The organism is Janthinobacterium sp. BHSEK (assembly GCF_056174685.1).
Genome location: NZ_JBWBYV010000030.1, coordinates 16,827 through 30,253 on the forward strand (window position 1 = coordinate 16,827; position 13,427 = coordinate 30,253).

The window sequence follows — 13,427 nt, forward strand, 5'->3', positions numbered from 1 at the left end:
CATCCGCCCCGGGGCCGATGCGGCTTTTTTGCGTATGGCCAACTGATTTGAGTTCCATCAATATGCCAGCGTCCGCCATGGTTAGCATGGACCAGGGAAACTATGCGATGGAGGCAATATGGATGATGGCGAGCTGGCAGCCGATCTTGCGCGCCTTTTCGGCGCGGGCAGACAAGTTCAGGACAGCCGCTTGCTGCGCATGGATTTTCCGCGCGAGGACGGTCCGCCCGACACCGCGCTGCTGGTCAACAGCTTGCGGGCACACGAGGAAATGTCACGCGACTTCCGCTTCGACGTCGAAGTGCTGTCCGACAATCTCCACGTTCCCCTGACGGCGATGATGGGACGCATGGTCACGATTTCGATGGTGCGCGATGACGGCAGCTTGCGCTATTTTAATGGTTACGTCGGCGAATTTCGCCTGTTGCGCAGCGATGGCGGTTTCGCCTTCTACCAGATGGTGCTGCAACCCTGGCTGGCGTTGTCCAGGCTGCGCATGGACAACGTTTCGTTCCACGAACGCACGGTCATCGACATCAGTGAAACGACCTTCAATCATTATTTGCAGCGCGACTGGCAAAACCGGCTGCATGAGGAAAAAGCGATATTAAGCTGCGCCAACCAGCATAATGAAACCGATTACAACCATCTGCACCGGCGCTGGGAAGACCAGGGTATTCATTACTGGTATGAACATCGCGCCGACGGCCATACGCTCTGTCTGGGCGACAATACCTGGCTGAGCGACAGCATCGATCCAGGCGACGGCCATGCCAGCGAAGCCGACGAGATGGTGTTTTGCAGCGGCGCCGGCTCGCTGGAGCGCGACGGCATACGCGATTGGCAGGCAATACGCAAGATCGCCTCAGGCTCGCTCACGCTGGCCAGCTTCAACTACAAGCATCCGTATGCCAGCCGCGCCAGCGGCTATGCGCTGCACCAGCAGGGCGACGTGTTTGCCCATGAACTGTATCAAAACACCGGCTATGGCTATGCCGGCATGGGCGACGGCGAAGCGCTGGCGCAACGCCGCCTGCAGGAGCAGAACTGCCAGGCGCAATACTTCGAAGCGGGCGGCAATCACCGCTGCGCCCAGGCCGGGCGCAGTTTCACGCTGGGCGGACACTTCAGCGCCCAGCAATCCATGCCGGCCAGAGGTGAGGCGGCGCGCCCGGACATCGGCGCGCGCGAATACCTGATCCTGTCGGTCGATCACGTCGCCAGCAACAATTACCAGGCAGGCACGGGCGCGAAGTCGCATTATGAAAACCGGTTTAACTGCATCCGCAAGAGCATCCGCTGGTATCCGGGGCGGCAGTTCAACAGCACACCTTGCGCCTTGCCGGGCGTGCAGACGGCGATCGTCACCGGGCCGGCAGGCGAAACCATCCATACCGACGGGCTGGGCCGGGTGAAGGTGCAATTTCACTGGGACCGGCTGGGCAAGTTCGACGCGGGCAGTTCGCCATGGATCCGGGTCATGACGCCATGGGCGGGCCAGGCGTTTGGCCAGATCGCGCTGCTGCGCATCGGCCAGGAAGTGCTGATCCAGTTTCTCGACGGCAATATCGACCGTCCCGTCATCGTCGGTGCTGTGTACAACGGCAACCATGCGCCGCCGTGGAATTTGCCGGGGCAACGCATGCTGGGCGGCTGGCGCAGCGCCGAGCTGATGCCTGGCGGCGGCTGCGGCGTGCGCGGCAACCAGCTGGTGTTCGACGACACGCACCAGCGCATCCAGGCGCAACTGAAAAGCGATCATCAGCACAGCCAATTGTCGCTCGGCTGCATCAGCCGCATCGAAGACGCCGGCGGGCGCAAGGATGCGCGTGGCGAGGGCTGGGAACTGGCGTCAGACGCCTGGGGCGTGGCGCGGGCCGGGCGCGGCATGTTGCTGACCACCGAAGCGCGCCCTGGCGCCGCCTCGCATATCAAGAGCATGGATGAAACCTTGCGCCGGTTGGCCGAGGCTGCTGAGCGGCACAAGGCGCTTGCCGCCCTGGCGCAGCATTACGGCGCGCAAGAAAGCGCCGCCCAGCAGGGTGCCGCCGCCGATGTGCTCAATGCCCAGCATGCCGGGATCAAGGGTGGTGCCGGCAGTGGCGAAAGCGCATTTCCCGAACTATCCAAGCCGCATCTGGTGCTGGCCAGTCCGGCCGGTATCGAAACGACGACCGCGCAATCGACGCACATCGCCAGCGCCGAGCACACTGCGCTGACGTCCGGGCGCGACCTGTCGCTGGCGGCCGGCGGCGGCCTGTTCGCCAGCATCGGCGCAGCGTTCCGCCTGTTCGTCCACAAGGCTGGCATGAAACTGATCGCCGCAGCTGGCCCGGTGCAGATCGCGGCGCAAACCGATGCGGTCGATATCGTCGCCAACAAGGTGCTGGAATTGATCAGTCAGACGGACTGGGTGAATATTCGCGGCCGCAAAGGCGTGCGCCTGCATGCTTGAAATTAGCGACAAGGTCCAGTTTTTTACCGCGTCGCCGACGCTGTTCCATGGAAACCTGGAAACCTTGGCCCCCAAGAACCGGCCGCAACCGGAGCAGGAGCCGCCCATCGCGCCGGCAGCGGGGCAGTTGCAGCATACGATACAGGCCCATGCGGATGGCGGGCAATACGCGCAGGTGCCGTACACGCTGTACAACGGGGAAGCCGAAGTCGAGCAAGGCCTGACCGACGAATTCGGCCGCATCCTGATCGCGCATCAGGATGGCACGCCGCGCTACCGTGTCGTCCTTGGCAATGGCGAAGAGTTTTCATTGCAAGCGAGCGCACGCTTTGACCCGGACGCGGCGCCGGACGGCGAACACAAGCTGTCGAACCGCGGTTGGCGCGCGTTCGACGACACGGCCGACGGCCGCGGGGTTCAATGATGCACGACACTGACTGGAGAGCGCCATGCCGGAATCGAGCGGCCGCATCGAAACCACCCATATCGACGAAGTCGGACGGACTGCGACCAGTTCGCTCCAGTGGCTGCTGGAAAACCGCAACCTGAAGGGCAAGGCCACTCATCCGATTACGCATAACAGCAAGCTGACACTGTTCATTTGCGGACAGGAAGGGTTCGCCGACATCGCCGGCGAGATCGCCAAGGCTAAACATTCGATCGACCTGTGCTGCTGGGGTTTCGATCCGGGCATGGAACTGGTGCGCGGCAGCAGCGCCACCTGGCCGCGTGGCGAAACCTTTGGTGATTTGCTGATCGCCGCCGCACGGCGGCACGTCAGGGTACGCCTGCTGGTCTGGCATGACCGGATCGGTTCGCCGATGGTGCGCAATATGCCGGGCTATTCGCACGGCACCTCATCATGGAAAACCGATGGACAACGCTTTGATGACATCAGCGCCAAAGCCAGCCTGGCGATGTTGCACGATGCGGTCCAAAAAAAGAAACCGGTTGCAGGCAATGGTTATTGGGGCGAGTACGTCCGGACCGAGGATATGCCGATGATGGCGCGTCAAGAATATTGTCACAGCTGGTATGCGGCCGCGTTCAAGGGCCTGTTTGGCGGCCTGGAGATTCGTTTGCGGCACGGCGACAGCACCGCGATCAGCAAGAGTATCGCGACCGAAATAAGCCAGCCGCACGGCTTGACGATGGGGGAAATTGAAAAGCCCGGCATGCAATACCTGGGCACGCACCACCAGAAGCCGGTCCTGATCGATTTCGATCACGAAGAGGGCGCCAAGGCCGTCGGTTACGTGATGGGCCTGAACTCGGTGACCGATTATTGGGACACGACGGCCCATCTGCTCGACGATACGCGCCGCGAACAGGGCGGCGTCAACGAGCGGCGCGAGTGTGTGCAGGGAGTGGCCGAGGACGGCGGCTTCGCCACCTTGAAGCCCTATCAGGATTACGCCTGCCGCATCGACGGCGGCAAGGCGCTGATCGCGCTCTACAACAATTTCGTGAAGGCATGGGACCGCGCGATCGACGACCGCACGCGTTCGGCTTCCACCGACTGTGTTAGCCGGGAGTTGCCATGTGGCAGCCCACCGGCGCGGCTGTTGGATAAGGCCGGACCAAGCGACTCCACCGTGCAGATCGTTCTGACGCAGCCCGAGGAGCAAGACAAGACGATCAAGGAAACCTATTTTCGCGCCGTGACCCAGGCCAGCCTGGCGGCCGGCTACCTGTACGTGGAAAACCAGTATTTCCAGTATGAAGAATGGGCCCGGCACTTGCTGGCCGAGCGCAAGAAGGTGGTCGCCGCCTGGAAGGCCGGCAGTGTCAAGGCGGGCAAGAGCCTTGAAGATATGCCGGTCATGCACGTGTTCATCGTCATTCCCGTGCCGGAGCGCGCGCAGATGGTGCCGCGCACCCACGACACGCTGGCGGCACTGGGGCAGCACGCTGGCATGACGGGGCAAAACACCATGATCGACGACTACAACAAGCGACCGAAAACCCGGCGTGTCAGGGCCGGATTCGGCATTTCCACCGAGGCGGAAGTCAAGTTGCCCGACGTGGTGCAGCATGCCAACGGCATCAACAAACCCGGCGCGATGACGCTCGAAAGCGAATTCGGGCTGAAGGTGTCGGTGGCCATGCTCAACGTCAGCGCGTTTGACAAGGACCGCTGGCGCTACCGTGAAATCTACATCCATTCCAAATTGATGCTGGTCGACGACGCGTTCATGACGCTGGGCAGCGCCAACCTGAACCAGCGCAGCATGGCCGTCGACAGCGAGATCAATATCGCCACCGACGATCACCGCGTGGCCCGCGATTTGCGCAAGCGGGTGTGGCGCATGCATAGCGGGGGATTGGTTGATGGCGGGGCGGGGACGAAGGCGGAAATTATAGCTGCTTATCGGAAGTGGGTGGAGTTGATGGGAGAAAACCGTGGCAGGAAAAAATCTGATTCTGCAAGTGCGGACCACAAGAAAATGACCGGCTTCTTGCTCCCCTTGGAAGATAGACGCAGTTCCACGATACGTTTGGGATGAGCATGAAAAAGTATAAAAATTTCCCTCTTCCCCTGCCTTTTTTTATCTTGGCAGTTTTCCTGATTTTCATTTTAGGTGCCTGCAAAATGTCAAACGACACGAAAGAAGTCCTGCCGCGTAACCAAAGCCTACCGCTCTTCAATCCGCATGTTCCCGACTTCATTTGCGAAATCGAGGCGAGCAAGGTGCCGCCCATCGATGCGCAAGCCGAGGACTGGTTCCTCGAAGCGCGCGCCTTGGAAGATCCTGAAATTTTCGTGGAAGACCGCGATTACAAAAAAATCGTCGATCTGACGCGTCAAGCGGCGCAGCGTTCGCACTGGAAGGCGATGCTTAACCTGGCCAGCCTGTATGTGGAAGGACGCGATCCTTTATATGGTGAGGAAGAAGCGGTGCAACTGGTGGAAAAGGCGATGCGGCTGGGTATACCGGCGGCCTATGACCGGATGGGAACGTATTATGCGAATGGCACCGGCGTTGACGGCGACAGCACTCGCGCTTATGCCTTTTGGCAAAAGGCGGCGCAAATGGGTAATCCCCAAGCGATGGATTTTTTGTCAGATAAACTAAATGTAGGTCCTGCAAATGAAGGCGGAGGGTATTGGGCTAATATTCCTGTTGCAATAAAAATGATGGAATGTGCATTTTCCCAAGGGTACGGACCAGTTGCATATAATTTATCTTACATGTATGCCTCCCCGAGAATGGCCACAGGGAGAGTTAGCGGACCGCGTACGCCAGAAACTAAAGCACTTGCTCTTAAAGTTCTACATGAGGGCGTAGCATTCGGCTGCGAGAAATGCGCAAACAAACTCACGATTGAATTCGGCGATCCGTTTGATCTCGCAAATATGCTGGTTCCGTATATTGATAAGGCGCGAGCGGAACGTTACGGCGTACTTAGTCGTGCCCTCGGCTTCAACCCCAATCGCCGCTTTCCCAACCTCGATAAAATCCTGCCATTGCCACCGGCCGATCTGCCGCCGTGGGATGGTCAACGAAAGAGCCTGCTTGACGCCGCCATGGACGTCCGTCCGCCGCCAGCCACTCCGCAGCCAAGCGCCGCCGCGCTATTACAAAAACCGTACTTCCTGGCCGCCGATTATGCGCTGCGTCTCACCGGCTTGCACAGCGACGCACCGACTGCGCCGTTTTCCGCATACTGGCAACCCGCCGGTGGGCAGGGTTTGACGGAGCCGGCCCGGCTGTTCAGTGAAGGCGAAGCGTTCCGCCATTTCAGCGTGCTCGATGCCGCTGGCAAGAGCCGTTATGGCTCTGTGACGTGGGAGCCGTGCCTGACGATACGGCACAACCATGGCGCCGTGGAGCCGCGCGCGGCGCGCGGTTTGCTGCGCGAGGTGGCGCGGCCCGAGCCTTTGTTGAGCTGCGCTTGCGACCAGGTCTGTCCGGTCAGCGGCGTCTGGCAACCGTGGGTGGCTGCCGACCATCCGCTGCAGGCCATCGTCAACCAGTACTGGCGCCAGGCGTGGCTGAACCAGGGCGCGCCATTCCCGCGACCACGCCGCGACTGGCTGCTGGACTTGCCTGACGACGAGGTGACGTGGCATTTGATGGATGCGTCCCTTCCTGCTCTTGGATAAGGCAATGGATAGCAATCAATCCAGCATGGCTGCCGCGAGAGGACGCTTTGCGTCGCTGATTGTCTTGTGCTGCCTGCTTGCCTGCAAAATGCCAGACGACAAAGTCTTGCCACGTAACCAGAGCCTGCCGCTCTTCAATCCGCATGTTCCCGACTTCATTTGCGAAACCGAGGCGAGCAAGGTACCGCCCATTGATGCGCAAGCCGAGGACTGGTTCCTTGAAGCGCGCGCCATGGAAGATCCCGAAATTGCCGTGGAAGACCGCGATTACAAAAAAATCGTTGATCTGACGCGTCAAGCGGCAGAGCGGTTGCACTGGAAGGCGATGCTCAATCTGGCCAGCCTGTATGTGGAAGGACGCGATCCTCTATATGGTGAGGAAGAAGCGGTGCAACTGGTGGAAAAGGCGATGCGGCTCGGCATACCGGCCGCCTATGACAGGATGGGGACGTATTTTGCGAATAGCACCGGAGTCAACGGCGACATCACTCGTGCTTATGCCTTTTGGCAAAAGGCTGCGCAGATGGGTAACCCGCAAGCGCTGGGTTTTTTAGGAGAAAAACTCACTGCGGGGAAGGATTATCCAGGTGCTGAAATGTGGGGGAACATTCCTGTGGCAATCAAGATGATGGAATGCGCGCTGGGGCAGGGATATGGCCCATCCGCATATGATTTATCTTATTTATATGTTGTAGTAAGAACGCCTGACGGCACGTCTGATGGGGAAAGAACAACTGAAACCAAAGAACGTGCGTTGCAAGTATTACATACCGGAGTAAGGCTGGGCTGCGAGAAATGCGCAAACAAACTCAAGATTGAATTCGGAGATCCATTTGATCTCGCAAATATGCTGGTTCCGTATATTGATAAGGCGCGAGCGGAACGTTACGGCGTACTTAGTCGTGCCCTCGGCTTCAACCCCAATCGCCGTTTTCCCAACCTCGATAAAGTCCTGCCATTGCCACCGGCTGATCTGCCGCCTTGGGATGGTCAACGAAAAAGCCTGCTTGACGCGGCAATGGGCGTCCGTCCGCCGCCACCCATCCCGCAGCCAAGCGCCGCCGCGCTGTTACAAAAACCATATTTCCTGGCCGACGACTATGCGCTGCGTCCCGCCGGTTTGCGGTTCCGGCATGGCCCCGCACTGTTCACGCGCCACGACCTGCCGCATTGCCTGCGCCACGTATAATTCCGCGCACTATCCACCGCTATTCTTTTTCGACAGGTTCCCATGCCCCAGACTCCCGATTTGCCGCCGGATTGGCACGCGTTTGAAACAGCCTACGACGTCGAGGCAACCTGGTTCAGGCTGGCCAGCGCATCGCTGGCGCTGCTGGGCGCGTCCGCTTTCAAGGATCAGGCATTTTCAGCCTTTGCCTTCAACGCCGTATCGTTCCCTTCCATTTCGCTGAGCTTTGATACCGATCCCGGTAACAGGGCGCGCGATTACTATCCTCCTGATTGGTCGAACGAGTGCATGGAAGCCGACGTGCCGGAAATCGGGCAATTGTGGGAGGAGGGGCATGCAAGGATCGAAGATGCTTTAAGCGAGCTGATCGACGCCGCCGATGACGAGCTGCTCTGCGCCATCGAGGAAGGCTATCTGCACAGCCTCAGGAAAACCATGGTGCGGCTGGAAACGAGCCATGCCTTCGAGCAGATCAAGACGTGCGCGCCGTTCTGGACCGTGGTCACGCAAATCGATGCCGATACGGATGAAGAGGAGCGCCTGCTCGAACAGGTGCGCCAAGACCTTCTGGCGTGAACGTTATATCAGGGCTTGCCAGGCCTTCACTTCCCCGTCCGTGAGCGCCGGCCCCCAGCTGCCGCGCAGCGCCGCATCGTGCTGCGCATAGTGCCCAAACTGCGGTAGCGCCACGTCATGCCGGACGCAGATGGCAAAGACGGCTTCCAGCTGGCGCCTGCTTGCCGCAAGGTCATCGCCATGCCAGGTGCAGGCGCTCGTTTCCAGCACATGCTGCACCAGTGCTTCCAGCGTGCCCAGCAGGTGCCCGGGCAGTGCCGCGCGCACGTCTTCCGGCCAGGGATCGCCCATGCCCGTCACGGCCAGGGATGCAAAGCCCCGTTCCCAGGCTGCAAACCCTCCAGGCGCGAGTTGCGCCACTTTCCACACGTGAGCGGCGAACGCGGCCAGGGCGGGATGATCCATATCAAAGCGCCGGCAAAAACGTTGCAGGCACGTGACGGCAATGCATTGCCTGGCGATCACGGAGAGCGTGTCGATTGAAATATCCTGCATAAATCAACAATGTATCAAGTAGGGGGGACTCATCTTGCGATGTCTGTTCATCTGTACAGCCATCACTGTTTTTCATCGGCCTGCCACAGCGCCTCCACCGGCAACTGGAAGAAGCGCGGCACCATGGCCGGCGACAGCGCGTCGCCGCCGTCCGCCATGGCCAGGCGGCCGCTCAACAGCAGCATCACGTAGCCGTGGCCCAGCGACCAGCCGGCGCTGGCGGCGGCCTTGTCCCAGCGGGGATCGAGGCCCGCTTCGCGCACGGCCGCGCCCGCCGTCTGCAGCACATATTGAAAGCACGCTTGCGCCGCTTCCTGCAGGGCGGGGAACTGGCGCACGTCCTGGTGTTCGAACATCAGCCGGTAGTGGGCGGGCGCGGCCAGGGCGAATTCGATGTATTGCTGGCCCAGCAATTGAAAGCGCTGTTCGGCGGCCAGGCTGCCCGGCGGCGGCAGCTGCGTTTCCCATTTCTGTATCAGGCTGGCGAAGCCGGCCGCCGCCACCTCGGCCAGCAGGGCTTCCTTGCTGGGGAAGTGGCGGTACACGGCGGCGGCCGAGACGCCCACCGTGCGCGCCAGTTCGCGCAGCGACAGGGCGGCGTCGTGCTGCTGCGCCAGTTGCGCGATGACGGTGGCGACCAGGGTGTCGCGCAAGTTGCCGTGATGATAGGTGCTCGTTGTTGTCATTCTATGTTATCGCTGTTCACATTGTCGTGTATGATGGGCATGTTATCACTGAAAACATGGAGAGCACATGCATGAGATGAACATTGCCGTCCGCACCGTGGACTTGCCGCCCGGCGCCAGCATCGCCCCCTTGTATCCCGGCAGCAACCTGGCCGATGCGTACGCCGTCGACTTGCCGACGGCGCAGGCGCGCCAGATGGACATGCAGAGCCTGGCGCGCCAGCTGTTGGGCAGGCAGCCGGGCTGGGCGCGCAAGCTGATGGTGCTGCGCGACGCCATCGTGGCGCGTTTCGGCATCCGGACGGCAAAACAGATGGAAGCGCGGCCCGGCAAGCGCATCGGCATCTTCCGCATCTATGCCGTCAGCGACGACGAGATCATCCTGGGCGAGGACGACAGCCATCTCGATTTCCGCCTGTCCGTGCTGCGCAACCGCGACGAGGGTCGGCATGGCAACGTCACCGTTTCCAGCGTCGTGCATTGCCACAACTGGGTGGGACGCGCCTACATCCTGCTGATCCGCCCGTTTCACAAGCTGATCGTGCGGCATTCGCTGGCGCGCGCCGCCAGGGCAGGCTTCGCCTGAGGCGGGGAGGGGGCGGACGGCAAGGGCAATCTTGCTTATTCATGGCCGGTATTGCATACTGCACCACCAGCCTCATCACGATTCCCATGAACGATACGCTTCTCCTGCTGGGTTTTGCCACCACGCCGCTTGAACTGATTTCCTTTGTCCTGGCACTGACAACCGTTGCGCTGAACATCCGCCAGAATCACTGGGCGTGGCTGTTCGCCATCATTTCCTCGGCCGCCTACGGATTCGTGTTTTTCGAGTCGCGCCTGTATGGCGACATGGCCCTGCAGCTGTTGTTCATCAGCGTCTCGTTCTGGGGCTGGTACCAGTGGCTGCATCCGGCCAGCGGCGGCAAGACCCTGCCCGTCACGCGCCTCGATGGCCGCGGCTGGCTGGCCTGCGCCGCGGGCTGGCTGGCCGGTTTCCTGCTCATCGCCTGGCTGCTGACGACGACGGACACGGACGTGCCCCATGCGGATGGTTTCCTCACGGCAGGCAGCCTGGTGGGGCAATTCCTGTTGTCGCGCAAGAAACTGGAAAACTGGATCGCCTGGATCATCGTCGACGTGCTGTATGTGTGGCTGTATGTGCACAAGGGCCTGACCCTGACGGCCGTACTGTACGCCTTCTTCGTGGTGATGGCCGTTATCGGCTTGCTGGCGTGGAAGAAGTCGGCCCCGGCCGCGCCCGGCGCGATGGTCCTCAAGTGACGGGCCGCTGCGTGCGCGTGGCCATCCTGGGCGCGGAATCGTCGGGCAAGTCGACCCTGGCGGCGGCCCTGGCCGAGCGCTACGGCACCGTCTGGGTGCCCGAGTATTTACGTGAGTTCGTCGCCACGCAGGGCAGGGTGCCTGTGGCGGAAGACCAGTATGGGATTGCGCGTACGCAAGTTGAACGCGAAGACGCGGCCGCCGCGCAAGCCCGTCACTTCCTGTTCTGCGACACGACGCCCTTGATGACGCTGGTCTACAGCCGCCATTATTTCAATGGCGCCGATGCGCAACTGGCGGCGCTGGCCGCCGGCCATCAATACCACGCGACCATCGTGACTGCCCCCGACAGCCCCTGGACGCCAGACGGTTTGCAGCGCGAATCGGAAGTCGTGCGCCAGCTGATCTACCGCTATCTGCTCGACGAGCTGGACGCGCGCGGCATCGCCTACCTGCTGGTCAACGGTCCACTCGCGCAGCGCTTGAAGCAGGTTGACGGCTGGATGGCGGGGGCTGCGGCAGTCCTGCAGCGTTAAGGCCTGCCAATATGCTGGTGCAGGAATGCTTCCAGTTTCCGATACATCGCGGTGGCGTTGCGCGTCTTGTAAAAGCCATGCCCCTCGTCTTCCACCATCATCCATTCGGGCGCGTTATTGGCGGCAATCAGCGCCTTGCGCATCAGCTCGGCCTGCACGGGCGGCGTGGTCTCATCCTTGTCGCCATGGATGAGCAACACCGGCACCTTGATCCGCTGCGCTTGCTGGCTCGGTGAAATGGCATCGAGTTCGCGTGTATCCTCGCCCAGATAGTCCTGGAACTCGCGCCGCACATACTTGAGGCGGCGCGTCATGGGGGCGTCCTGCAGCAGCTTCAGTTCATACGCGCCGGCATAGCCAATCGCGCATTTGAAGGCGCCAGGCGCACGGACAGGCAGCATCATGGCCGCATACGCGCCGAAGCTGGCGCCATACGAACAGACGCGACTGGCATCGACTTCACCCTGCGCCAGTACGGCCGCGAGGCCGTCGAGGATGTCATCCTGGATCAGCGTACCCCATTGGCGATAGCCGGCGCGCCGGAACCGCTCGCCGCGACCATCGGAGCCACGGTAATTTACCTGCAGCACCGCATAGCCGCGGCTGGCAAGGAATTGGGCGTCGCTATCGAAATACCAGGTGTCGGCGATGCCGTGCGGGCCGCCATGGGGCATCACCACCAGAGGCAGCTTGACGCCGGGAGCATGCTTCGGCATGGTCACGTAGCCATGCAGGTCCAGTCCGTCACGTGCCTTGAAGGCAATCGGCCGGCGCGGGGCCATCTGTTCCGGATCGATGTCGGCCATGGTCGCATACAGCAGGTCGGCCTTGTTGCTGGCTTTGTGATACAGGTAATAGCTGCCCGGATCGCGGTCGTTGGAAACGGCAAACAGCAAGGTGGCGCCATCGTCCGTGAAATTGATGAACTGGACATGATCGTCCGGAAACGAGGCGCTCAATTGCTGGTGCAGTCTGGCGCTATCGCTGGCAGGATCGACGTACACGGTGCGTGGCCTGCCGATGTCGATGACGACGGCAAATGGCGTGTCGTCGGGCGCCAGCATGGCAGTTCTGACGTCGCCGACGGCATCCTGCGCCAGGACAGTTTGTTTGCCGCTGGCAAGTTCTTGACGTATCAGCGAATACGGGCCGTTATCGTTGTTCTGAAAGGCGAAAAACGCGCTGTCGTCCGGCGTGAACTGGAATGGAATGAAATTCCTGCCTTTTTGCATCGTATGCAGACGCCATTCGCTGCTGGCATCGTCATAGCGATACAAGATGGGAGTGAGCTCGTCGTTCCAGCCATAGGCAAAACGTGGCACCTGATTATTCTGCAAGATGTAACTCAGCCGCGGCGCAGCAATATTGGCGATCAGCTTGCGCACGCCCTGTTTGCTGTCCACGTCATACAGCATCGAGCGGTCGCGATCCCAGTCCTGGGCGGACAGAAAGACATGACCCGTGCGCGGCCGGGGAATGGTATTGATATAGGCGTAGCCATAATCATCCTGATACTGTCCGCGGCTTGATGAGCGAAACATTTCATAGCCATACAAATATTCCTGCTTGTTGCCGTCGAGGTCAAAGGCGAGGATTTCTCCCGTCGACATGGGCTTTTCGAGGGAGCCTTGTTCCTCGCCCTTGCGCATGACGAGGCGCCGGTTGTTCAGCCAGAAGTAGCTCATCGGCACTTCAAAGATACGCAGGCGCAGCGTGCCGACCAGTTGCATCTCGGGCAGGCTGTAGATCCCGATGGTGGGAACCATGCGTTCACCCTGGGGAACTTGCACCGTCACGGCCAAATGCTTGCCATCTGGCGAAAGCCGCAGCTTACTGACGGCATCGCGCTTGGTGAAGTGTTCGATGGGGATGAGTCGCTCTGCCGACCAGGCAGCGCTGGCCGCCAAAGTCGGGAACAGGACGGCGACGAGTAAGGGCAAGGCGCGTGGCAATGTAGGCATCGGCAAGGGTGGGTAGTTGCAAATAATGATATTTATTGTAGCAATAAAATCAATTTCTATTAGGAAATATTTCCAGCTTCCTCGCCATCCTCGCCGTCGTCCCCGTGCCAGGTCTCTTGCGCCCAGGATCAATCTTT

The 13,427-nt window shown here is 60.7% G+C and carries 12 protein-coding genes; 9 read left to right on the forward strand and 3 right to left on the reverse strand.

Annotation, left to right across the window (positions count from 1 at the left end; genetic code table 11):
• Positions 1-118 precede the first annotated feature (118 nt).
• Genes AC0V2Y_RS11595 through AC0V2Y_RS11620 form a run of 6 tightly spaced genes read left to right on the forward strand, consistent with a single transcriptional unit; the run spans position 119 to position 8,328 of the window.
• The gene (locus tag AC0V2Y_RS11595) at positions 119-2,455 is read left to right on the forward strand and encodes a type VI secretion system Vgr family protein (protein WP_475415225.1); all 2,337 of its coding nucleotides are present in this window, start codon (positions 119-121) and stop codon (positions 2,453-2,455) included.
• A complete protein-coding gene (locus AC0V2Y_RS11600) occupies positions 2,448-2,879 on the forward strand; it encodes a hypothetical protein (RefSeq protein WP_475415226.1) in 432 nt (143 codons plus the stop codon). Before AC0V2Y_RS11595 ends, AC0V2Y_RS11600 begins: the two co-directional genes overlap by 8 nt.
• A gap of 25 nt (positions 2,880-2,904) precedes the next feature.
• On the forward strand, positions 2,905-4,962 hold the full coding sequence (locus AC0V2Y_RS11605; RefSeq protein ID WP_475415227.1) for a phospholipase D-like domain-containing protein: 2,058 nt from the start codon (positions 2,905-2,907) through the stop codon (positions 4,960-4,962).
• A gap of 2 nt (positions 4,963-4,964) precedes the next feature.
• The gene (locus AC0V2Y_RS11610; RefSeq protein ID WP_475415228.1) at positions 4,965-6,563 is read left to right on the forward strand and encodes a tetratricopeptide repeat protein; all 1,599 of its coding nucleotides are present in this window, start codon (positions 4,965-4,967) and stop codon (positions 6,561-6,563) included.
• 4 nt (positions 6,564-6,567) lie between these two features.
• A complete protein-coding gene (locus tag AC0V2Y_RS11615) occupies positions 6,568-7,752 on the forward strand; it encodes a tetratricopeptide repeat protein (protein ID WP_475415229.1) in 1,185 nt (394 codons plus the stop codon).
• A 42-nt stretch (positions 7,753-7,794) separates the two neighbouring features.
• Positions 7,795-8,328 (forward strand): hypothetical protein, encoded by a 534-nt coding sequence (locus AC0V2Y_RS11620; protein ID WP_475415230.1) that lies wholly within the window; start codon positions 7,795-7,797, stop codon positions 8,326-8,328.
• A 3-nt stretch (positions 8,329-8,331) separates the two neighbouring features.
• Here AC0V2Y_RS11620 and AC0V2Y_RS11625 read toward each other — a convergent pair whose 3' ends face one another.
• Both AC0V2Y_RS11625 and AC0V2Y_RS11630 read right to left on the reverse strand, forming a co-directional pair.
• Positions 8,332-8,733, reverse strand: coding sequence for a hypothetical protein (locus tag AC0V2Y_RS11625; protein ID WP_475415231.1), 402 nt, complete (start codon positions 8,731-8,733; stop codon positions 8,332-8,334).
• A 152-nt stretch (positions 8,734-8,885) separates the two neighbouring features.
• Complete coding sequence (locus tag AC0V2Y_RS11630) at positions 8,886-9,509, reverse strand: TetR/AcrR family transcriptional regulator (RefSeq protein ID WP_475415232.1); 624 nt, start codon at positions 9,507-9,509, stop codon at positions 8,886-8,888.
• 67 nt (positions 9,510-9,576) lie between these two features.
• Here AC0V2Y_RS11630 and AC0V2Y_RS11635 point away from each other — a divergent pair, with 67 nt between their 5' ends.
• From AC0V2Y_RS11635 to AC0V2Y_RS11645, 3 genes are all read left to right on the forward strand, one after another.
• Positions 9,577-10,095, forward strand: coding sequence for a DUF2867 domain-containing protein (locus tag AC0V2Y_RS11635; protein ID WP_475415233.1), 519 nt, complete (start codon positions 9,577-9,579; stop codon positions 10,093-10,095).
• Between the two features lie 86 nt (positions 10,096-10,181).
• Entirely contained in the window at positions 10,182-10,793 is a 612-nt protein-coding gene (gene pnuC, locus AC0V2Y_RS11640; protein WP_475415234.1) for a nicotinamide riboside transporter PnuC, read from the forward strand.
• Positions 10,745-11,329, forward strand: a complete 585-nt coding sequence (locus tag AC0V2Y_RS11645) for an AAA family ATPase (RefSeq protein WP_475415235.1) — start codon at positions 10,745-10,747, stop codon at positions 11,327-11,329. Before pnuC ends, AC0V2Y_RS11645 begins: the two co-directional genes overlap by 49 nt.
• Here AC0V2Y_RS11645 and AC0V2Y_RS11650 read toward each other — a convergent pair.
• Entirely contained in the window at positions 11,326-13,422 is a 2,097-nt protein-coding gene (locus AC0V2Y_RS11650; protein WP_475415236.1) for an alpha/beta hydrolase family protein, read from the reverse strand. The two genes, AC0V2Y_RS11645 and AC0V2Y_RS11650, sit on opposite strands and share 4 nt — an antisense overlap.
• Positions 13,423-13,427: the final 5 nt, after the last annotated feature.